We start from the raw sequence: 23,437 nt of genomic DNA, 5'->3' as shown, positions 1-23,437 counted from the left end.
AATGACAAGTGTATTAAGTGGGTTAGATATTCTCTATAGTTGGATATGGGGCGCGCCCTTATTGATTCTTTTAACTGGAATTGGAATTTATTTGACTATTGCCCTAAGAGGGCTGCAATTTAGGTATCTAGGTTATGCTTTAAAGCTGGTTTTTGGATCGAGAAAGGCTCATCCAGAAGCTGAAGGTCAAGGAGATATCAGCCACTTTGAGTCTTTGATGACGGCATTGGCTGCAACAATCGGGATTGGAAATATTGCTGGTGTTGCAACAGCCATTACAGTGGGTGGTTTTGGCGCTCTTTTTTGGATGTGGGTTACAGCCTTGCTAGGGATGGCGACGAAATATGCGGAAGCTATTTTGGCTGTGAAATACCGCGTAACGGATGCTCGAGGAGAAATGTGTGGTGGTCCCATGTACTTCATTGAGTCGGGCCTTGGCTGGAAGTGGTTGGCTGGTTCATTTGCCTTCTTTGGTGCAGTTGCAGCATTAGGCGGTGGAAATATGCTCCAGGCGAACTCTGTTGCAGACGTCATGCGTACAATGTTTCATGTCGATCCGTGGTGGTCTGGTGTGATTGTGGCTTGCTTGACAGGTTTCACTCTATTGGGCGGAATTAAAAGTATTGGAAAGGTTGCGAGCTTACTCGTCCCTTTCATGGCGCTTTTCTACATTGCTGGTGCAAGCATCATCTTGATGTATCATTATGAGCGCATTCCAGGCGCTATTATGGCCATTATGACGCAAGCTTTTACTGGCCAAGCCGCATTTGGAGGATTTGTAGGGTCGACAATGTTGCTGGCTTTACGTGTTGGAGTAAGCCGCGGTTTGATGACTAGTGAAGCAGGTCTTGGAACGGCTTCTATTGCGGCAGCTGCTGCAAAGACTGACTTACCAGGACGCCAGGCCTTAGTCTCTATGACAGGTTCATTTTTGGCGACCATCATCATGTGTTCTGTCACAGGCCTTGTCTTGGGCGTTACGAATGTATTTGGCCAGCTAGATGCGCAGGGGAAATTGTTGAATGGTGCTTCGATGACCGTAGCAGCTTTTGATTCCGTTTTCTCGGGCGGGGGATATGTTGTTACGATTGGGCTTATTTTATTTGCCTTTACTACTCTTTTGGGGTGGGCTTACTATGGTGAAAAATGCGTCGAGTATCTTTGCGGTATTAAATCTGTTGCTATTTACCGCATTTTATTCACTTTGGTGATCATTCCTGGTGCTGTCTTGGAATTGGACATTGTTTGGAAGATTTCGGATGTTTTCAATGGATTGATGGCATTCCCCAATTTGATTGCATTATGCGCTTTATCTGGGGTCGTCATTTCTGAAACGCGTTTATTCTTGAATGTCTTAAAGGCGGAACAAGAAGCTGCTAAAGAAGCGGCGGCTCTGCTAGAGAATTCGTAATTCAGTCGAAAGACAAGGTGGCAAGCATGAATGACTTGCCACCTTGTCTTTCTTTTAGCTTTAGGAGCGGTGCCAGCTGCGTATGATAAGTCCTGTTAGGGTTAAATGCAAAGAGGGGGCCTTTCGGGAAATTCGAGGGGCAGGTTATATTCCAGGCACAAGCGTTCGGTATTTTCCAGGAGAATCGTTGTCTGTTGGGCTGCTTTAGTCACTTCCTCTTTCATTGCTTCTACGTCGTGCTCTTGATCTTCCTCTGTTAAAGACTCGTCAAACATATTCATTAAATAATAGATTTCCAAATCCGATTTTAGATGCTCTTGATGCCCTTTATTGGCTCGCCTGAGTTTTTTTGCGGCACATTCAACAGTTGCCTGGAGGTAGGATTGCATTTGCTCTTCTGACAACCGGGATTGGAGCCAGACTTCGATAGATGAATAGCTGCATGTTGCTCTACCGCGTCTTTGGATGGGATAATCGGGACAGCTGTCGCTGATATTCTCACCGTTTTCCAAAATCGATTGGTATAAGAGATCGTAAAAATAGTCGCAAACTTCTTCCTGGGGCTTGGCATTGATATAAGCGGTAATTTTCATGCCAGCCAGGGCAGCTATAAAGTGGAAGTTAAACAAGTCTTCTTTGACCAGTCCACCAATTTTTAGTGGTTTAGCCCTGGTTGGCATTTCTTGATCATCGTTTTCAGTTATCAGATGGTATTGAATGCCGGTGCCTGTGTTAAAAACTGATAAAGAGAAGGTTTCGTCAGCTTCCATTGCGAATTCAACAAGAATGGAATGATTTGGAAAGCTTAAAGGGATGATGAAATAGTCGCCAGGTTTTTGAAGGATGCTTTTTTTATTCATGAAGTCCTGGATGATATAGCTAATAAATACTTCTATCGACAAAAGGGGAAGTTCTTTATTTCTGGTATATTCAGCACAAGCGCCATTGAACAATTTCGAATAGTGAGGTGAAGCATTTTCAGACCACTTTCGAATAACATCTTGATCATAGACATAGGTTCCTGCCTGTATTAAGTCCTGTTTTTTTTGTTCAAAGGCTTTGATGATGGGAATAAACTGGCAGATTGAATGAAAGCATTCTTCATTCGCTATAGGGCCTGAATTAACCGTGAAAGCTCCTCCTCTTTCTAAATTAGCTGCTGTGACCATCGCATTGTCTAACTGATTGACCAGAAACGGCATTGTATCACCAAACAATTCGACGATGATAGCTTTGGTCATGCCTAAAGAGATATTTGATTGGCCGCCATTTAACTGGGATAGATTAACCTCTGCTAGCTGTTCTTCTGACAGTTGACTGGAGATGAGATGATAGGCTTTTTTTTGGGCCCACATTAACTGGCTTTTTGAAATAAAATCTTCTTTTTCAGTCGTTTGATTATAGAGATACTCAGAAAAGTATTGAAAATAGCCAAAATTGAGTTCGACCCCTTTTTCGATAATGAGGTTTTGTAAATCTCGTTTTGTATATTCGAGGCAGAATTTAATTTGATTAAACTCCTCTCCGAGCCAAACAGCCTGCTTTTTTATTCCTATCCAGCGCAGAAATTTAGAGAAGGCATTCACTTTATGTGCCGTTTCTAAGGCTCTAGTTTTTACTTCTTCGATTGACTTGAGGAGGCTGGATATGGCGGTATAACGCTCAAATTTATCTTCTATAGTAGGCAAAGGGCTATTCGCTTGCGCAATAATATCTTGGGTTAAATTTGCGAGTTTGACTGACAGCTCCCGTACTAGTTGAATTTGCGGCGGCTCACTAAAGCGATAGAATAGCCATTTATGGATTTTAGCAAAGAGGGTGGCTGCAATTCTTTGAGTCGCATGATAGAGGTGCTGTATCGATCTTAAAGAAGTTGCAACTTCAAATAATCGAGTATTCAATTCCCTCAGGGGAGTGTCAGCGGTTTGCCAGGTCATGGATCTCTCTAGCACTTGGTTTGAAAGCCTATCGATGCGTCTCGCACGTGATGGAGATTCTGCATAGGGGCATTTTAAACAATGATTGAGTTCGCAATAGATCCTATTGATAAAGTTTAATTCACAGGAAATGCTCATATAGTGAAAGAATAAGTGTTGTGTAAGTTATTTATTTAAATAAAATTTGGGATTCTAGGGATTCGAAGAATAAAGGTGAAGTAAATGTTTTTTTGAATCTTTCGACTGTTTGCTAAGTTCGTAACAGTTAAAAGAATGAGGCTTGCAAATGAGGAAATTGATGGTGGGTGATGAACTGCATTTATATTGGAATTTTGGAGGCTATCTGACAAATATTATCGAGATGTGCATGTGAAAGGTTTTGCGTGGTTTTCAGGCGATTGCATTTCAACTCAGGATGCAAAAATTCTTTAATGAAGAGAGCTGGTTTGAAAATCTGTTTTTTTAAAGCGTAGAATCAAGGGGTTATTATGTTCTGTATGGATAGATTCTCCTAAGGGACCTTGATTTTTTCTTCTCATTTTATAAAGGAACCATGTGCCCATATGCTGGAAAAATTCACCAACCTGCAGATTGTAGCGCTCACATTGACACCAGCTAACGGTTCTGGTTGATCCATCATCTGTCTTTACAATTTTTTGCGAGAAAAGCAACTCTTTAATGGCTTCACCTTGTATGGAATACTGTGTAAAGCCATCCGATTGATGAGAGGAGTGGCGGCTTTGTTTGTCTTCCAAAGCTGTTTTCCAGTCTTGATATAGTTGTCCGTCATCTTCAAACATCACATATGCTCCACACAGGATCTCCGTAATCACTTTATCTTGATCTAACCCAGTCCAATCGATCTTGTCCCTTAGATAGTGAGCTAAATAGCGCTCTTCCCCAGTCATGCGATTGAATCGCTTTAAAATAGATGTTTGTGTGGATGGAGTCGCGTGGGTAAAAACCTGTTTGAAGTCTTTCATTATATTGCGTTTTACGCTGGAACTCTCGCTCAAAAACACCCCTTTCAAGTCATTGAATACCATTTTAATGTGATTGAGTGTTGTGCCTGGGGTGGCATCGTGCATTTCAATGAAAATGGGGCGTTCGGATTTTGCCGAGTTGGAAAAAGAGGAACGCAGCCCTTTAAAAATCTCGGCACTGACAATTATCATTTTTTCTGTCGAGTGCTCTTGTTGCTGGACGGCGATTTGTACCTCGGGGGCTTCATGCAGGGCTATTTTTAGCGATTTAATCTCGCCAGTCGCAAGGTTTATATGCTGGGCTTGAATAAGCTGTTCGACTAATGTTCTAATGCGTTCCGCATGTGTTTCAAGAACCGAAGTACTCTGCTCCCTTTGCACTAAATTGGCGTGGTTGTGATCAAATAATTTAACTTTAAAGATTTGTTTGTCAGAGATTAATTGAATGGCTCCACTTTTTACTTCAATTTGAAAAAGTGGTTTATCGAAATAATTAAGTGGAATGGAATCTAGCATGATAAATCATCGATTTTGTTATTTATCTTAAATTAAACAGGATGGGTATTTGGATGGAATAAAGATAGGGACAAGGGGAGATAATAGCTGGGAAGCAGGAAAAAGGCGGAAGGAAAATCAGCATTGATTTTCCTTCCTCTCGATGATAATTAGGGGAGAGTGGACAATTTATGTTTAATTTCTTGGAGTTCGACTTCTCCCTGAGAGACTTGCTGCTGGAGTTTTTCGATCAATTGAGCCGGGGCTCTGTTGACGAAATCAGGATTTGCGAGCTGTGTTTTTAGTTTTTCTAAAGATGCCTGTAATTTTTCCTGTTCTTTGCTTAAGCGGACTTTTTCTTGTTTGAGCATCTCTTCTGGCAAGGGAAGCTGGATCTTTAGGGCATGGAAAACACCCGTACAGGCAAAGCCGATCGGCGATTCTTGCGACTGCACTTCGATTCTTTGGGTACGTACGAGGGCTGCAATGAGGGCCGTGTTTTCTTTGACAGTTTGCCATTCCGGATCATCGGATTGTCCAATGATATAAACATCCGTTGCAACGCCTGGTGATAGTTTCATTTCGCCACGGATATTGCGGATGGTATAGACCATCTGTTCCATCAGGGCAAAAGTTTGGTCAATCTGTTCATTGCTGTCTTCGGGTCTGATGACTCGAGGGTAGGGCGCAACTAAGCAGGCTGTGCTTTGTAAGGCTTGAATGCATTCCTTTGTGTAGGGATCGCTCTCTTCAACCTCTTCCAAACCTGCCAAGCGCTCTTTTAGGATATGGAAAAGCTCTTCTGTGATAAAAGGAGCCATTGGATGAATCAAGCGAATGGCTTGGCAGAGAACAATGACAAGGAGTTTTTGCTTATTGATCCGCTCTTGCGCCGAGCCTGTTTTTCCAAATAAAACGGGTTTGACAATTTCGACATAGTAAGCGCAGAACTCTTTCCAGAAAAAGTCGTAGGCTTCGGTTGCGGCTTGATCGAACTGATAGTGCTGGAGGTGATGGTTAACGCTCTTGACTGTACGGTTCAATGTAGAGAGGATCCAGCGGTCTTCTAAGGAGAAGAGCGACTCGTCGAGTCCTTGTGAAAAGGCTTCTGCTGTCAATGGCAAGGTTCCCTGCTGCTCATCACCATCTAAATTCATAAGTACAAAGCGAGCGCCGTTCCAAATTTTATTGGCGAAGTTTTTAAATTCTTCGAATCGGCGGCGGTCTAAATCGATTTGACGCGCTTGTGTAGCGCTTGCGCAAAGGGCCATACGGACGGCGTCCGTGCCGTATTGATCGATCATTTCGAGTGGATCGATGATGTTTCCTTTGGATTTGGACATTTTTTCCCATTTTGAAAAAACATCTTTAGGTATGGGCTTGCCCAGGTCGTAGTCCAATCGCTCTTGTTCGCTGGCATAGAGAATACCGCCATCTGAATGCTGGCGCCAGTAGGACTTTCCGTAGATGAGGCCGTGTAAGAATGTTTCTGGGAAGGGAGGCTTGTCCATAGCGTAGTCTCCCATCAAAATCATGCGTGCGACCCAGAAAAATAAAATGTCGTGGCCTGTGACGAGTACAGAGTTGGGATAAAATTTTTCTAGTTCCGGAGTCTTCTCGGGCCATCCAAGAGTCGCAAATGGCCATAGAGCCGATGAAAACCATGTGTCTAAGACGTCAGTATCTTGAATCCATTCATCAGGTGCTTGTTTTACTTCTTCAGGCAGGTCTAGGCTGTCGTGGCAAATGAGGCGTGTTGGATCATCTTTGTGATACCAAATGGGAATGCGGTGTCCCCACCAGAGCTGCCGACTGATGCACCAGTCACGAAGGTTATCAATCCAGTGAAAATAGGTATTTTCCCAGTGGGAAGGAATAAGTTTGACTTCCCCATTCTGGACGATTTCGCGCAGTTTTTTGGCAAATCCATCCATGCGAACAAACCACTGTTTAGATAGGTAGGGTTCGATGATGGCTTTTGATCGATAAGAAACACCGATGCGATTGACATGGGGTTCAACCTTTTCAAGTAGCCCTAATTCTTTCATGCTTTCGATGACAGCCTCTCTGGCCTCTGCCATGGACATGCCTTCGAATTGTCCTCCATTGGCATTGATTTTACCGTCAGGTGTCATGATGTTGATAAATGGCAAGTGATGGTTGAGACCCATTTGATAGTCGTTTGGATCATGAGCTGGCGTAATTTTGACCATACCGGTCCCAAAAGCTGGGTCAACGTGGTGATCGGCGATGATGGAGATGGGGCGATTCATGAGAGGAAGCATCACCTGTTTACCCACTAAGCCAGTGTAGCGTTCATCGTTAGGAGAGACAGCAACGGCTGTATCACCGAGCATTGTTTCCGGACGTGTGGTGGCGATGTGAATGAAGCCCGATCCATCTGCTAAGGGGTATTTAAAGTGCCATAAAAAGGACTGTTTTTCTTCATATTCGACTTCGTCGTCAGCTAAAGCCGTTTGAGTGACGGGATCCCAGTTAACAAGGTAGTCTCCACGGTAAATGAGACCGGCATCGAACAATTTCTTGAACATTGTGCGGACAGCGCGGCTATTGTTTTCATCCATTGTGAAGCGCAATCTAGACCAGTCACAGGAGCTTCCAAGCCGCTTGAGCTGTTCTATAATGCGTGTTTCGCTTTTTTCTTTCCATGTCCATACGTGTTCCAAAAACTCTTCGCGAGAAAAGTCTTTTCTCTTCTTTCCTTGCGTTTTAATTAAATGCCTTTCAACGACCATTTGCGTAGCTATTCCGGCGTGGTCGGTTCCTGGAACCCATAGGGTTTCGAATCCGAGCATCCGCTTCCAACGAATCAAAATATCCTGCAAAGTATTGACTAATGCGTGCCCCATGTGTAAGACCCCTGTTACATTGGGAGGGGGGATAACAATGCAGTAAGCTGGCTTGGGTGAGTGGGGATCGGCCTTAAAATAGCCACGCCCTTCCCAGAATTGATACCACTTTGCATCGATTGTTTTTGCTTCATAAGCTTTTTGTAAGTCGGCCATGATTCTCCTAAGCATTCATATAGTTGCTGGATAGTTTATCACAGCGGGTATTGCTGGTGCAACTTTTCCATGCGAGCTCTTGTTCATATACTTATAAAAAAGGCGAAAGCTCAATTAGAAAATGTATCTTGGTTTGCCTGCACGAATTTCTTTACTAATTAGGGTGGGAATGGGCGGCTGGATGCTGTAAATAGAGGCGGAAATGATAAAGGGCAAAATGAATGACGCTTAGGGTCAGGAGGAAGAGTATGCCAACGTGCGATATTTGCGTATTGGTTAAATGGTAACCAGCCAGGGAGCCAATTCCTTTGGCTAGTATAAGAGAGAGGGAAAGCTGAAGAATTTGTCCGCCTAATGGGACGAGTGGAATCGCTCGGTTTTCTTCTAGCCAAGCGGCAAAAAGAGGAGCAACCAAGTGGCTAATGCTAAGAGCTAAGGAGACGAAAATGGCGCTCGAAAGAGGCGAAATGGATGTTAAAAGAGCTGTGCTGAGATAAGTTATTGTGGAGAAAAGAGCTAGCTGAAATTTAAAGTGATGCGAATGAGCAGGGCGAGTCAGCTCGTCTAATTCTTGAGAGAATTGTTGCAGACGCATAGTAATCCTTGTTCAGAGGGGTAATCCACCCACGCGCTCGATTATATTAAGCTTAAGCGTTAGCACGGGAATGATTAAAAAAATCTATAGCAAAGTGTTGCTCTGAAATCAAGGCTAGTCTCTGTCCATAAAACAGATGCGTACGATTTGTCCTCCAAAGGCTGCGAGAGCAAGGGGAATGGCGACTTGATAATTCATGTGCGTTTTGCAAACGGTATTGATAAAAGCCGTTGTGACTGCATACGAAATCCCTAAAATAACACTGCTTTTTTTGAGGTCGAGGTCAATCTGCTGGCGGGCGATTTCTACCATGGGTGTAAAAACCACACTGTAAACGACACCGTAAAGAGCAGCTGTTGATAAACTTGTCGAGGAAAATAAAGCTGCAAAAGCGACTGTACTGATAACTGTAATCGGTAGGGAATGAAGAACGGCACGTTCCTTGACATAGTAATCCCAATGCTGATCGACATGGTCCGCAACCGAATCCTTGAGCTCTTCGCTCCACTCAAGCACACCTTGGTAAATAGCTGTACAAGCATTAAGCATTTTATCCCTCGTTTTTTTGGTAGTCCTAAACATGTAATGCTGAGAAAAGATTTCCTTTGACTTTTTGATGTCGTTTGGGTTTTCGTCTTTGGTTTATAACCCAGGAAAACAATGCTTCTAGAATGTCCAGCTTGCTCTTCAACATCGATCAAAAAAAATGGTCATATTCACAACGGAAAGCAAAATCACCAATGCCTTGCTTGTGGACGACAGTTTGTCCTTGATCCTCAGCAGAAAATAATTAATGAAGAGAAGAGATCGTTGATTCGCCAAGCACTTCTCGAACGAGTTTCTCTTGAGGGGGTCTGCCGAATTTTTAATGTGAGCATGCCATGGCTTTTGCAATTTATTAATGAAATTATCAAAGAACTCCCGGGTGATCTGAATGCGACGGTAACCTGTGCTGATGAGCTTGAAGTGGCTTTTGTTGAGTTAGATGAGCAATGGAGTTATGTTAAAAAAAAAGATAATCAGCAGTGGTTATGGCTTGTTTTTCATTCCAAAACTCGGCAGGTTTTGGCAATGCATGTTGGTAAGCGAACAAGACAAGCAGCTGAATGCTTATTAGAAAAATTGCCCGAAGACTTAAAAAAAAAGCCATCTTTTATACAGATAAGTTCTCTGTTTACTATGAAACCATTCCATGGCTTCAACATCGACCGGTTGGAAAAGAATCAGGTAAAACAAGCTACATTGAAAGATTTAATAATACCCTCAGACAAAGATGCTCTCGACTGGTGAGAAAGACTCTTTCTTTTTCGAAAAAACTAGCAAACCATATAGGTATGCTAAAATATTTTATTTGTGACTACAATCAAAGGCGAGCATTACATCTTTAGGACTACCGTTTTTTTTGTTTTTAGTTATTAATGGTCCATTTTAGGTTGTTTATTTTAATTTAATTTAAAGAATTTATTAAATGAATGTGGTCGAATTTAATAGGGACGGTATCCTCAAAATAAGACGTTAACTTGTCCGATAATCAATTAGTAGGATTGAGTAATTGGATTGGCGGACTTTTGCAAACAGGAGTATGTCTTGAGTCTTAAAAAAAGATGCAGATGAAGTGCTAAGACGTAGAGTTTTTGTAGCTAAGAGTGATGTCGAGCATTGAAAAACAGGGCTGTGCATAAGGTTCCATCGAGCTCGAATTCAGCCATGGTTTGATTGAGTTGTTGCGGTGTGATTAAGCGTGTGCGGATGATTTCTGATGGTTCTAAGGAGGGGGAGGTTGTTAAAACGGTTCCTGTGGCTTTGACGTAAAAAGTCTTTTGTCTGCTTATGCCTGCGTAAGGGTAGGCACTGCCGATGAGGGTAAAGGTTTCGGCATGAAATCCCGTCTCTTCTTCCAGCTCTCTTTTTGCAGCTTCGATAGGGTCTTCTTTCTCATCGTTTAAAAAACCACCTGGGCAGCTCAGTAAAATTCTTTTAGTGGGATGGCGATACTCTTCATTTAGGACGTAAGTTCCGTTGTGCGTAAGGGCCAGAATGACTACAGCGTAAGGGGGAGTGAGCAGAGAATAGTAGCGATAAGGAGGGCTATCTTTGAGCTTAAGCGTGTCGCGTTGTATTTTGATGAGCGATTCTTCGAAAATTAGGGTGCTTTCTTCGATAGTTGGAAGTTCGAAAGGTTTGTTAGCTAGCATGGGTAAATTGTTCGGTAAAGAGTTTTTGATAAAAGGCCTTTTTTTCTGCATTTACAGCACAGTGATAGTAAAGAGCCAATTGACGATAGAGCTGCCGCCTTTCCCAAAGAAAGGCTTTGTCGAACCAAGAATTGGAGAGATTGCCGATGAGTTCTTGGCTAGCAAGTGTCCAGGACCTAGGGTAGAGGACGGGTAAGAGCCCTGTAAAGTGGATTTCTGCCATTTCTGCGCCTTCGGTTCCTTGCAGCCAACATCCGTATAGGAAGTGGAGCGGTGTCGAGTCATTATTTAATAGTTCCACTGGATAGGCATAGATGAGTTCGCCTGAGCTATGCCAGTTTTTGTCTAGTAGATAGGCCCAGATGCGTCTGCAATTGAATTGGAGTTGCGCCTCGAATGAGAGTTCGCATTGCTCAATTAATTGTGCACAGGCATGAACTAAATCCGTTTGTGAATGGTTGAGTGCTGCATCCATTACATACAAGAGGGCGCGCATCTCGTTTGGCTCGATTGAGTCGAGCGGGGCCGGGAAATAGTGTGATAGAACGTGTGCGAGTGGTTTGGTATGGCAGGCAATGCATGCCTCGATCCCTTTCCAATTAGAGGGAGGGGGGAGAAAGGTTTGAATGGCGTCCAATTTTTCTTGAGCGTATTCCCAGGATCCCAGTTCGACGAGGCAGAAGAGGGCGTTGCTGATGTCTTCTGTAGAAAAGTGCTCGATATGCAACGAATCGTCGATGATTTCCCCAAGGATGTAGGGTTTAGCCAGCCAGAAGGCAAGAGGAATGGCAAAGCGTGTGCGGTGGGAGGAGATGGGGTTTTTTGACGAGCTGTCTTCGATGAAAGGCAGGATTTCCCAGTGTTTTTGGAGGCTGTTAAATAAGCGGCGCGTGTGCGTGTCGATGGCATTTAACGGAAGATGCCGCACTGTTAAGAGGGTAAAGCGGTAGGTTGTAATGCGCTGTTGCCGTGAGACTTCATGCAAGCGAGAGATAATTTGTTCTTGCAGCATAGGTAAGAGGGGATGCTTGGGATAGCGTCTATAGGCCAGTTCGTAGCATTTAATTTCTTCTTCGTTGTCATTTAAGGCCTGATAAACAAGCGCTTTGCCTAGGTTCTCCAAAGGAGCGCTTGGGCTTCCGTGGAGTTTTTCAAATTCGTTTAAGGCCTCATCCAAAAGTGTGCTTTTATCTTCAGCGTTTTTGGCTTGTTCGAGAAAGGTTAATCCGGCGCGGAAGAGCGCTTCTCGGCCTTCTGATCGATCTGGGAAAGAATAAGCGATGCGACGGTAATCACTTAAGGCTTGTATGTAGTCGCGATGTGCTAAAAAGGCGTCGGGGACGGCAAGGCAGTTAACCATGATATTTAAGCTTCCTACATAAATTTGCAGAGGGCTTATTTCAAAATCTGCATCGCGGGATAACAAGCCGATGTGCGTTCCTATTAAGGGAATGTGGGCAATGTAAGAAAACTGCAGTGTGTCGTTGATATAGACGTGGATTGTTTTATCGATTTTTTCAATGCGGACGCGGTACCACTGCTGTCTTTTTAAAAAAATGTCGGGTGCGTGCACCACTTCGACGTTTGAGCGAAGTAGCTTAGTCGATCGATTAAGATCAGAGCCGAGCCATAGGCAATATCCCTCATTAATATGGGCGCGCTCTCCTGCTTCAGGAATGCTGAGCAGAAAACCAATGCCGTGGCCATTTTCTCCTAAGCACACATCGGCTTCGATTTTACTATTTCCTGCAAACGATTGTTTAGAGATCATGAGGCTGACCCACTCAGCTTCTTCTGTCATCCGGGTAATTGCTATGTGTTCGGCGATTAAGATATTTTCTTGAAATTCCCAATCGTCTTTTTGCTCGATATCCAGCTGGGCCATGTGAAACCAGTCAGAGCGCCCTTCAATATAGTTTTCCACATCATTGATGAGCTCGTCAACCGATTGGTAACGCTCTTGGAGATCAAGCGCCAGGCACTTTTCAGTAAAGCTTGCAAGCATGCGCGGCACTTCCCTGTATGGGGCTGCGACAACCGGATCGATCCACTCTTCGCGGGTCATATTTTTTCTGAACTCTTCTAAAGTTCCCCTCTTAAAGGGGCTCTTTAAAGTAAGCAGCTGGTATAAAATGACGCCGAGCGAGTAAATATCTGTTTGAATGTTGGCAGGCTGTCCAAGAGCTCTTTCAGGAGCCATGTAGGCAACCGTTCCCACGACTTTACCGGCACGGGTGATATCTTTTTGTCGGGATACGGAGCTTGGAAGTGGGGGGATGAGCCCTTCGTCGTCTGAGGGGCTGTTGATCGATTTAGCAAGGCCCCAATCCAAAATCATGACTTCACCATATTTTCCAATGATGATGTTTTCCGGTTTAAGATCGCGGTGTAAGACCCCTTTGGAATGAGCGTAGGCAACAGCTTGACAAATGGTTATGAATACGCGCATGAGGGCTAAAATTGATCCCCCAAGGTGATCAAGTTTTTCTCCTTTTTTCTCCTGCTGCTTCGTCTTGCGGATGATTTGCTTGAGGGTTTCGCCTTCAACGAAAGGCATGGTGTAGTAGGCCATGTTTGCGTCTGAGCGGATAGTGTAAATCGGGATAATTGCTGGGTGAGTCAGCTGACAGGTCATATGGGCTTCTTTTAAAAAGCGCTTCCTAATTTGGGGATGGTCGAGGAGATCCGAGCGTATTTTTTTTAAGGCGATTTGCCTTTCGCAAAAGGGATCGTAGGCCAAAAACACCTCTCCCATTCCTCCTTTACCGATGCTCCTGATGATCTGGTGAAAATCAGATTGAACAGGGGCGGCTATGTTTGAGCTTTGCTGAGACTTGCCGCAAAAAGGGCAAAACGCAGGCTGAGCCGCAAGAGAAAGGATGCAGCTATTTTGGCAGTAAGGACAGGTAAAAGAGGAATCAGTCAAGTGGTTTTGCATGGGTTGATTTTAAAGCGTGTCGTGAAATTCATAATGCCCATATTAAAGATTATTTCTCAAGACGATAGCAATGGAATGAGAGGAAAAAAGAGACTTGGTCCTTCAAGTGAATGATGCCTAGGAGAATGGGCATTAGCTGTCTAATGCCTATGCTATTGGAGGTTAGGTGATAGGTTGTTGCTGAAGCCTCTTCAAGAGATTGCGAGCTTCCATAGAGGCGTTATGGACGATGCAGTTAGAGCCAAGCTCGTCTTCGAAATAAACGCCATTCATTGAGTTGTAAGAGGCAGCCATTTGATAGAACAAGGCATTGCTCCCATGTTCGTCTCTCTCTGGCAGAGTATAGCGGAAACCACAGTTCAGCGTTCGAAATAGCTCATTTTTCCATGCTTTGCGCGCAGCATAGATCGCCTCTTCAGTATTGGCTCCCCAAATTGCTGTTTCGATCTCGTCTGGACCGACCTCTTTAAACCAAACGTAGCGATAGGGATCTAACTGCCGTAAAAATAGGTAGCGTTTGCCTTGTTCTTGAATCTCTGCTACGTGAATGAGGCGCCCTTTTTCCATTGGTTAAATCCTAAAATGAAGAATTGAGGTCAATCATTGCCGATTGTCTGCGTCATCGGACTTTAAGCGGATCACGCCATTTTGATACCGATATTCACGTGATAAAAGGTAAATTCCCGTTACTATGAAAAGGAGAGGAAAAAGGAAGGAAAAGGCCATTCCGATGAGCGTGATAAATCCAAGTACTGCGATGAAAATGATCGTAATAAAAAAGTCGAGTCTGCGCCCCGTTAAATATTGCCGTAAAGCAAAGGTAAATGCAATCGCAAATAAAATGCCTGGCCACCAGGCTTTAGTGTAAAACAAAATGCCCAATAAAATGAGAAACACTCCATTGGAAATATTGTCTGCTTTGCGCTTTGATAGGTAAGGAAATTTCATTTCACTCCTAGAGGGGGTTGTCTCTACTCCTCTTGCCTCATCATAAAAAAGAGATAGATAAAATGAAAAGAGAAAATAATTTGATTTAATGATTAAATTTGTTTTGTTAAAATAAGGTTGTAATCGCTTTAATTTTTAATTAATTGTTGGTAATCAGTTGTTTGAAAAATACCTCGTATATATAATCTCGTTTTTATAGTTAAAAAACTAGGTGGTCATATGATAAGGAACGGAGCGCTAGAAAATATTTTGCCTCCTGCGGGCTTATTTACTGCAGATGTGTCAGTGAATCTTTTTGTTGCATCAAAGGGTTTAAATAGGCTTAAAAAGGTCAATTTAGCTGATTTGACGCCGGAGCAACAGACTGATAAGTTGCATAAATGGGTTAAAAACAACCGTTTTGTTGCGGTCGTTGAGAAAGGAGACACTGTTTATGCGTTTGCGAGTCCTCAGATTGTTGTAGGTTTGCAAAATCAGAGTTTGACCATTAATGACAAGCAAGTCACAGTTAAAGAGTTGTCGGACGAGGAGTCGGAGCGTTTATCGGTAGTTATCGGGGAGACTTTTAACGACTTCAACCATCACAATCTGCTTGAAGAGCTACAGGAAGATCACAAACGAGACGAGATATCGCGCGAGCGTCGTGAGAATGCACGTGCGAGTGTCCGAGAATATTTTGCGAGTGCTGACCTTATGAGCGATTTGATGAAGATCGACTATCTTATTCTTCAAATGCGCAATCTGCCTACGAAGATTATTCAGGCCTTTTTAAAAAAGATGCAAGAGATACGTCTCGCCGAGGAAAAGCGTCGGAAGGAAGATGCCATTCATGAAGACGTTGTTGCGACTGATCGCAAGCATGATGATTTGAAGAAGCGCATTCGAAAAGATGAAATAAAGAGCGAAGAGGTTAAAGGGCAGCAACAGAAACTAGATCAAGTCTCTGAAGTTGTCCGCAAGGGAACTCCAATAGCCCCTGTTGTTTCAAAAACGAAGCGCGACATCCGCCGCAAGTAATCAACTCCTGTCCCATTAAAAAGCCCTTTTGCAGATGAGAGTGCCTTTGCAAAAGGGTCTTTTTTTTTGTCTTTCATTCGCGAGGTCTTTGCCATTCATTAGATTTTTGCAAGAAGGTTCCGCGATCGCATGCAATTACGTGGGCTTCAATGGGAAGTAGGCTCGCGGTCGCAAGTTTTAATTCAAAACAGATTGTTGGGCCGCTTTTCTGGATTGGACATCGAGCCAAATCGAGTAGCAGGCACCTGTTAAGCAAAAGGATGCGCTGCATAGAAAGACGACTGTAAAGTTAGAGGATAAGAAGAGAAGTTCTCCAAGAAAAGGAGCGACGCATCCTCTTAGGCCGACCATGGCAACGTTGACGCTCGTAAATAGGGTGCTGTCTTCTTTTTGGGCAAACTGGGGGCCGGCTAAGTTCCAGCTCAATTCACTTCCAGCCTGCATTACTCCATAGATGAGATATGCCACATAAAGCCACTCGATTTGCTGATTCATCAAGACCAACATGATGGCGAAGAGACCGGCGAATGCTGTGACGTAGAAGTTAAATAAATTGATGGAGATGCGGTTGAACCACTGGGCCCAAATGGGCGAAGTCAAGGCGAAGCCGATTCCTTTACAGAGCGAAACGGCAAACGCGAGTTGGGTATAGGAAAGTTGGAGAACTTGCTCGAAAAACAGAGGTAAAACGGGTTGGGCCAAGATTAAACCTGTTCCACCGAACAAGAACACGAGCTGGTAATTGCGAAAGTCTGGCCTTTGCTTGATTAAATTTAAACTGTTTTTCCAAGGGCCCACAATGACCGATTGCAGCGAAAAACCTTCTTTCGGTCCATTAAGAGGGTGTTCGCAGTAATTGGCTAAATTGACCTTGAGCCGAAAGAGCAAAAGGACGTGGAATAGCTGTATGAAGGCGAGTAAAAAGAAAATCCATTTCCAGTTGGCAGGATGCCAATCCATGAAGGGCGCAATCAGAAGAGGAATGGCGATATTGGCGAGATAATTGACTGTCGATCCTTTAGAAAAAACCTTTCCTCTTTCATCAGGAGTGATATTTAATTTAAAAATCTCTGACCAGGCCGGCAGCATGGCTCTTGCAGACATCATAAAAAGAGCGAAAGAGAAAATGCAAAACCAGCTGTTGGCGATAAAAGGGAAAAAAAAGCAGGGAATGAAGCTGATAATAGTTGAGGCTATGATGAGAGACTTAAGTCGGTGAGGTTTGTTTTTAATAAAGACGAAGCCGTAGAAAGAAAGAAGAGCAACTAGAGGCTTAGAGCTGACTAATACAGTAATTTGCAACGGAGTAGCATTGAGCTGCTTGCAAATGATAAATGCCAATAACCCATACATGACACCTAAAGGGCTATTCAACAGCTTGCTTGCTATAAAAATAGACTGTGTATTTTTGTGATAGTCTGCGTTTGTTTGCATCGTAACAAGCTATTATTCTTCTTTAATTAAGCATTAATTTATATTTGGCTTGATTATATTCTAGATTTAAATTGTCCTCTTAAATTTAATTTTAGTCAAATTTTAAAAAAATAAGAGTAGTGGATGGATTCGAAAATGGAAACAGCTGTGTTATGAAGAATCTAGGCCGTTGGCAATTTGAGGACATGCCCTTGTCAATAAAGAAGCAAGAAAAACCAATTAACTGATTTTCCAAGCTTCTTAAATTTAAAAAATTTGGCCGACTTATAGCTGCAAAAGAATCTACTTCACTAAGTGCTTAGTATCTCTTGTTTTCTTTTTGCTCATGAGCTGGCCTATCCATCAGTGATTGGGAAAGGCTATGCATTTTTTGGGGACTTTATTTCTTCAAAAACCCTTGTTGTGATTAAGGGCCTTCTATTGATTTTACTTCATCAAAAAATCTTTACGGGTACATCTATTCCGTTTGTTTTTTGCAACTCGATCTGAAATGTTCATTCAATACTGCGAAATATTTCTTTCTATATCGAATTTGAATTTGAGCACAAATGCAAGAAAGCGAAATTTCGCATGTAATACGAGGATTGTAATAAATAAGTGGGAACCTGGGTTCCCGCTTAAGTCTTTATAAAACGTCTTTTAAATAGTGACCCGTCCAGGAAGAGGTGAGCTTAGCGATTTGTTCTGGCGTTCCCGTTCCCATGATTTGGCCCCCTTTTTCTCCAGCTTCTGGTCCCAAGTCGATGATGTAGTCAGCATTTTTGATCATATCCAAATGATGCTCGATAATAATCATAGTATTGCCTTTATCGACCAGCCGGTGAAGTACGTGCAGCAGTTTTTGGATGTCGTCACTGTGGAGTCCAGTTGTTGGTTCATCCAAGAGGTAAAGCGTGCGTCCGGTGGAGCGTTTAGCCAGTTCACGGCTGAGTTTAAGTCTTTGGGCTTCTCCTCCCGATAAGCTAGCCGTTTCTTGGCCGAGCTTGAGGTAGCCGAGCCCCACTGCGATGAGCGTATCTAAAATGCGTACGATGCGAGGGTGATTTTGGAATGCGATCCTGGCTTCATCAACCGTTGTGTCAAGGTATTGGCCAAGATTTTTGCCGGCATAAGTCACTTCTAAGCTTACGGGATTGAGGCGTAATCCTTGGCAGTCTTCGCAAACGACTTTAACGGCCGGTAGAAAATGCATTTCGACGCGGCGGTAGCCCAAGCCCCAGCAGCCAGTGCACATTCCTTTGCGATGGTTGTAGCTGAAGTGTTTGGGTTGCAATCCCTTCATTTTAGCAGCTGGCAAAGAGACGAAGAAATCGCGGATGCGAGAAAGAACGTCGACATAGGTTCCCACATCGGATCGAACTGTATGACCGATAGGGTCTTGATCGATTGAGATGACTTTATCGAAATGAGAGAGGCCTGACACAAGAGCACCCTCTACATCGACCGCATCATTATTTGCGCGTCTGTCTAGGGCTGGCAGTAAGACCTGTTGTAAAAGAGTTGATTTACCCGATCCGGAGACTCCAGTAAGGCAGGTTAAGGCTCCTGTTGGAATGCTAACGCTAATAGCTTTCAAATTGTTTTTAGAAGTGTTCCGAATGATTAGCTGTCCCTTATCGAGTGCGCGCCTTTTGTTTGGCAGAGGAATGCTTTTTTTGCCTGATAAGTAGGCGCCTGTTAGCGAGTGAGCGCTGCGCTGCAGTTGTTTTAAGGTCCCTCTTGCCGTGATGTGTCCGCCATGTTCGCCAGACGCTGGCCCAAAGTCGAGCAGATAATCCGCTGTTGCAATAGTTAGAGGATCGTGTTCGACCATGAGGAGGGTATTGCCGAGATCTTTCAATTTTTTGAGGGCTGCGTTGAGGCGGGCATTATCGCGTGGATGAAGCCCGATGGTGGGTTCATCTAAGACGTATAGGACGCCTGTTAATCCACTGCCAAGTTGCCTAGCCAGGCGAATGCGCTGAGCTTCGCCGCCGCTTAAGGTGGGGGCGCGTCTTTCCAAGGAGAGATAGTGAAGCCCAACTTCGCACAAAAAGTTTAGTCGATTGATGAGCTGTGTGTGAACCTCTTCGAGCAATTTTTTATCTTGCGGTTGGAGCTTTAACTTTTTGATGAAGTTGAGAGTTTGTTCAATCGGAAGACTGCAGACATCGTGAATCGACAAGTCTTGGATCGTCACGTGGCGTGCAAGCGGATTGAGTCTTGCTCCTTGGCATGAAAGACATGTTTGCTCTTGCAAGAGAGGAATGATCGCTTCCCGCTTTTCGGTCACGGCGCTTCTACCGGCCTTTGCGAGGACGTGATTGATTCCGATCCAGCGGTAGCGGATGCCGTTGGAAGCTGTATACCAGCGCTCTTCAGAAGGGCCTTGCATGAGAAATTGAATGTGATCGGTCGATAATTTCTTTAGGGGGGTGTAAGGGTCGATTCCTTCTTTATCTAGCACAAGCTCTAAGAAGCTAAAAGCGGCTTGGCTGAACTCTTCCTGCCAGAGGAAGCGCATCAGGCCGATGATCGAGTGGGACAAAATGTCGGCGTGGTGGGAAAGATTGGCTCCATATTGGTATCCCAATCCCATGCAGTCCGGACACATTCCCTCAGGAGTATTAAAGGCAAATGTGTGGGGAGTAATTTCCGGGTATGATTTTCCTGTGCTTTCAACGGCAAAAGACAAATTGAAGGGAACATCTTCTTTTTCGCGCATGACGACTAATTTTCCGTCGCCAATGGATGTTGCATTTTCCACGGCCTCGAAGATACGCGCTTTCATTGAAGAATCGGCTTTTAAGCGATCGATGACAAGAAAGAGTTCATTTTTTCGTTTGCGATCGAATGGAATCAGTGCGATGGCTTCTTGCTCGAGATTGTAAAACTCTCCATTGAGACGTATGCGTAGAAATCCTTGCCGTTGCAATTTGAGAAGCAGCTCCTCAAATTTTTCATTCTTATTAAGTTCAATAGGAGCTAAAATTTGGAGCTTTTCTTGCTCGGGGAAAGAGAGAATTCTCTCGACGACCAATTCTTTGCTGATTGCTTTGATGACTTCGCCGGTTTCAGGGCAGTGGGCGATTCCAAGCCTTGCGAACAAAACGCGCAAGTAGTCATAGACTTCTGTCATCGTTCCAACCGTACTGCGGGGATTACCTGCGTGTGCCTTTTGCTCGATAGCAATTGCAGGGGATAAGCCGCTAACGTGTCCGACTTTCGGTTTAGGCATTTGCTTGACAAATTGACGAGCATAGGGGGAGAGTGATTCGATATAGCGCCTTTGGCCTTCCGCATAGATCGTCTCGAAAGCTAAGGAAGATTTTCCAGATCCTGATGGGCCAGTGCAGACAGTAATTTTTTCGCGCGGGATCGTGACAGATACTTGCTTGAGGTTGTTTTGTTCGGCGCCTGTCACGGTGATTTCCCGAATGACGTGAGCTTCTCGCTCCCGTTTATCTTTGCGGCGATGTTTCCCCATTTCTAGTGCCGCTTCGATCTTTTGTTCGGTGTGCGGGTAGAGAGCATGGCGAACGGCATGACCAGTTGGAGATTCGAGCTTGGCGATGTGTTCAGGATGGCCTATGGCAACAATTTCTCCGCCGCCATCTCCTCCTTCGGGCCCAAGATCGATGATCCAATCGGCTGTTTTGACTACATCCATGTTGTGTTCGATGACGAGAACGGTATTGCCTTTTTCGACTAAGGCATGGAGTACTTGCAAGAGGTGTTTGATGTCGTGGAAGTGGAGTCCAGTCGTTGGTTCGTCTAAGATGTACAGGGTTTTGCCTGTGGCGGGGCGGACGAGTTCTTTGGCCAATTTAATCCGCTGGGCTTCGCCGCCAGAAAGGGTTGTTGAGGCCTGTCCCAATTTAATGTATTCCATTCCCACTTGGCTAAGCGTTTCCAATTTATGCTTGATGGCAGGAATATTGGCAAAAAATTCCAAGGCTTCAGAGACATCCATTTCGAGGACGTCATAGATGTTTTTCCCTTTGTACAAGACAGAGAGTGTTTCTGTGTCGAATCGCTTTGTTTTACAAAGGGGACAATCGACCCAGGCATCTTCCATGAAGTCCATATCGATCTTGATCATTCCCATTCCTTCGCACTGAGAACAGGATCCCTCTTTGACGTTAAAGCTGAAGCGTCCAGGCTTATAGCCTCTTGCCTGGCTCTCGGGAAGTTGACAGAATAAATCGCGAATTTCATCAAATAATTTGATATAGGTCGCTGGATTGGATCGGGGATTGCGCCCAATTGGGGATTGATCGATTGCGATGACTTTGTCTATATTGTCAATGCCTTTGATGCCTCGATGATCGCCCACTTGATGTTCTCCGCCATGGAGTTCGTTGGATAGGGCTGGATAGAGAATATCAGTAATAAGGGAAGATTTTCCAGAGCCTGATACGCCAGTGATGGCTAGAAACATTCCGAGAGGGATTTTTACATCGATCGATTTGAGGTTGTGGTGTTTGGCGCCTTTGATTTCCAGGCATTCTTTTTGGGGTTTGCGCCGTTTTTTGGGGATATCTATTTGTCTCTTACCCGTCAGGTAAGCGCCTGTGATCGACTCTTTACTCTCGATGAGGTCGGTCAGATCGCCGTTGATGAGAATCTTTCCACCTTTGACACCAGCGCCTGGACCAAAATCGACGATGCGGTCAGCTTCCCAAATAGTTTCCTCATCGTGTTCGACGACAATGACCGTATTACCCATATCACGCAGGTGCTTGAGCGTATCAATCAATTTGCGGTTATCGCGTGGATGAAGTCCAATCGACGGTTCATCTAAAATATAGGTGATGCCAACAAGCCCACATCCGATTTGGGACGCAAGGCGCACGCGCTGGGCTTCTCCCCCAGAAAGAGTGGGAGCCGTGCGGTCGAGAGTGAGGTAATGGAGCCCTACTTCTAGCAAAAACTGCAGCCTTTGACGAATTTCTTTGAGAAGCTCTTCCGCGATTAAGGTATCTTGCGTAGAGAGGGTAAGGTGTTCAAAGAAGCGGGAGCAGTCTGCAACAGTCATGGCAGAGAGTTCGCTGATTCGCTTGCCTTGCAGGACCGTGGCAGCTGGATACGCTTTGAGCCTGGCTCCTTGGCATTCTGGACATGTTTGAATGCTCATGAGCTTCTGCATTTTTTTGCGATAATTCTCGCTTTTCGCTTCGGAAAAGCGGGTATGGGCATCATGCAAAACCCCTTTCCATTGAATATGATCGGTCCAGCGAGCACCTGTGACTGGATGGACAAAATGCATCCTCGTCCATTTTTTGTCTGTCCCATATAAGTAGACTTTACGGGCGCTTGAGGATAGCTTTTTCCAAGGCGTTTGAACGCTAAAGTTGTATTGCTCGGCTAGATTGTCGTAGATATTCCCATAGCGGACCGTTTGGTAGGGACTCGCGATCGAGCAGCAATTGTCTGCAATGCTCAAGTTCGGATCGATGATTTGTTCCAGATCGAATTCATGAATTGTTCCCATTCCATGGCAGCGAGGACACATTCCCGATGGACTATTAAAAGAAAAGTCGTGTGGTTCGAGCGACGTATAGGAGAGGCCTGATTGGGGCGAGTAGGCATGCATAGAGAATAGCTGTTCGTTTTGCGAATCGACATCCAGGACACTACATACTCCCTGACCTAGTTGTAAGGCTTGGGTTATGGAGTCAGCAATGCGCGATTGGGCATTGCTTTCAACCGTCAAGCGGTCGATGACTACGTCTACATCGTGCCCCACATTTCCGTCCAGGACTAATTCATCCGTCAAATTGACTAATATTCCATCGACTCTTGCACGCATGAATCCTTTGCGGATAAGCTCTTGAAAATCTTCTTTGAATTCAGCTTTTTTACCTTTGGCATAGGGAGCTAAAACGATGATTTTAGTGCGGAGGGGAAGGTTCTGGACCGATTTAATGATTCTTTCACGGCTTTGCGGAGTCACTGCTTCTCCACTAATCGGGCAATGAGGAATACCAATGCGGGCGTAGAGGACGCGCAAATAGTCGTAAATTTCGGTCAAGGTGCCGACTGTCGAGCGGGGATTGCGTCCAGCAGTCTTTTGCTCGATTGAAATCGTTGGAGAAATACCGCTGGCATGCTCAAGATCTGGTTTGGAAAGTTCGCCAAGTTGGCGTCTAGCAAATGTGGAGAGAGATTCGACGTAGCGTCTTTGCCCTTCAGTGTAAATCGTATCAAAGGCTAAAGAAGACTTTCCCGAGCCTGAAACTCCTGTAAAGACGACCAATTCATTTTTTTCTAAAGTTAAATCCACAGACTTTAAATTGTGAATGCGAACTTTCTTTAAAATAATTTTCTCGTTATTCATAACCAGTTACTTGTGAAAAATTTTGCTATTAGCATAGCACAAACTGAAATGCAAGCAAACGGATAATTTGCATGTCGATCATGATTCTTTTGCCAGTTTTAGAGAGCGATCGTAAACGCACAAAAAAAGGCGAAAATGA

General features: G+C 44.3%; 14 protein-coding genes. 3 read left to right on the top strand and 11 right to left on the bottom strand.

The features are described from left to right. Position 1: 1 nt before the first annotated feature. Positions 2-1,411 carry an alanine/glycine:cation symporter family protein gene (locus PNK_RS08135; RefSeq protein ID WP_059062392.1) on the top strand — a complete coding sequence of 470 codons (1,410 nt, stop codon included), beginning with the start codon at positions 2-4 and terminating at the stop codon, positions 1,409-1,411. Positions 1,412-1,512: 101 nt separating this feature from the next. Here PNK_RS08135 and PNK_RS08130 read toward each other — a convergent pair whose 3' ends face one another. The 5 genes from PNK_RS08130 to PNK_RS08110 form a co-directional block, all read right to left on the bottom strand. Beyond that, positions 1,513-3,348 carry a hypothetical protein gene (locus tag PNK_RS08130; protein ID WP_059061399.1) on the bottom strand — a complete coding sequence of 612 codons (1,836 nt, stop codon included), beginning with the start codon at positions 3,346-3,348 and terminating at the stop codon, positions 1,513-1,515. Positions 3,349-3,776: 428 nt separating this feature from the next. Then, positions 3,777-4,847: a hypothetical protein gene (locus tag PNK_RS08125; RefSeq protein ID WP_059061397.1), complete on the bottom strand. Its 1,071-nt coding sequence runs from the start codon at positions 4,845-4,847 to the stop codon at positions 3,777-3,779. A gap of 149 nt (positions 4,848-4,996) precedes the next feature. Then, a complete protein-coding gene (locus PNK_RS08120; protein ID WP_059061396.1) occupies positions 4,997-7,852 on the bottom strand; it encodes a valine--tRNA ligase in 2,856 nt (951 codons plus the stop codon). Between the two features lie 154 nt (positions 7,853-8,006). Further along, complete coding sequence (locus tag PNK_RS08115; RefSeq protein WP_059061392.1) at positions 8,007-8,447, bottom strand: hypothetical protein; 441 nt, start codon at positions 8,445-8,447, stop codon at positions 8,007-8,009. A gap of 114 nt (positions 8,448-8,561) precedes the next feature. Beyond that, positions 8,562-8,996 carry a hypothetical protein gene (locus PNK_RS08110; RefSeq protein WP_158021758.1) on the bottom strand — a complete coding sequence of 145 codons (435 nt, stop codon included), beginning with the start codon at positions 8,994-8,996 and terminating at the stop codon, positions 8,562-8,564. Between the two features lie 111 nt (positions 8,997-9,107). Here PNK_RS08110 and PNK_RS08105 point away from each other — a divergent pair. Further along, a protein-coding gene (locus PNK_RS08105) for an IS1 family transposase (protein WP_197560202.1) occupies positions 9,108-9,835 on the top strand; the annotation gives its coding sequence in 2 pieces (ribosomal slippage) (positions 9,108-9,579 and positions 9,579-9,835; 729 coding nt in all). A 252-nt stretch (positions 9,836-10,087) separates the two neighbouring features. On the opposite strand, the gene PNK_RS13165 is transcribed toward PNK_RS08105, so the two are convergent. From PNK_RS13165 to PNK_RS08090, 4 genes are all read right to left on the bottom strand, one after another. Beyond that, positions 10,088-10,642 carry an NUDIX hydrolase gene (locus tag PNK_RS13165; RefSeq protein ID WP_158021757.1) on the bottom strand — a complete coding sequence of 185 codons (555 nt, stop codon included), beginning with the start codon at positions 10,640-10,642 and terminating at the stop codon, positions 10,088-10,090. Next, positions 10,632-13,568, bottom strand: coding sequence for a serine/threonine-protein kinase PknD (gene pknD / locus PNK_RS08100; protein ID WP_231909236.1), 2,937 nt, complete (start codon positions 13,566-13,568; stop codon positions 10,632-10,634). The genes PNK_RS13165 and pknD overlap by 11 nt, the downstream gene beginning before the upstream one ends. A gap of 174 nt (positions 13,569-13,742) precedes the next feature. Continuing rightward, positions 13,743-14,147, bottom strand: a complete 405-nt coding sequence (locus PNK_RS08095) for a hypothetical protein (RefSeq protein ID WP_059061385.1) — start codon at positions 14,145-14,147, stop codon at positions 13,743-13,745. A gap of 33 nt (positions 14,148-14,180) precedes the next feature. After that, positions 14,181-14,528, bottom strand: a complete 348-nt coding sequence (locus PNK_RS08090; protein WP_051981696.1) for a hypothetical protein — start codon at positions 14,526-14,528, stop codon at positions 14,181-14,183. 219 nt (positions 14,529-14,747) lie between these two features. Between PNK_RS08090 and PNK_RS08085 the strand changes: the two genes are divergently transcribed. After that, positions 14,748-15,545 carry a hypothetical protein gene (locus tag PNK_RS08085; RefSeq protein ID WP_032124180.1) on the top strand — a complete coding sequence of 266 codons (798 nt, stop codon included), beginning with the start codon at positions 14,748-14,750 and terminating at the stop codon, positions 15,543-15,545. A gap of 177 nt (positions 15,546-15,722) precedes the next feature. Here the strand turns inward: PNK_RS08085 and PNK_RS08080 are convergent, their stop codons facing one another. Next, a complete protein-coding gene (locus PNK_RS08080) occupies positions 15,723-16,979 on the bottom strand; it encodes an MFS transporter (RefSeq protein ID WP_059061383.1) in 1,257 nt (418 codons plus the stop codon). Positions 16,980-17,604: 625 nt separating this feature from the next. Beyond that, positions 17,605-23,298, bottom strand: coding sequence for an excinuclease ABC subunit UvrA (gene uvrA / locus PNK_RS08070; RefSeq protein WP_059061379.1), 5,694 nt, complete (start codon positions 23,296-23,298; stop codon positions 17,605-17,607). Between the last annotated feature and the right edge of the window lie 139 nt (positions 23,299-23,437).

Source organism: Candidatus Protochlamydia naegleriophila, from assembly GCF_001499655.1.
Taxonomy (GTDB): Bacteria; Chlamydiota; Chlamydiia; order Chlamydiales; family Parachlamydiaceae; genus Protochlamydia; species Protochlamydia naegleriophila.
Note: the sequence above shows the minus strand (reverse complement) of the source record. Positions and strands in the feature narration are given on the sequence as shown.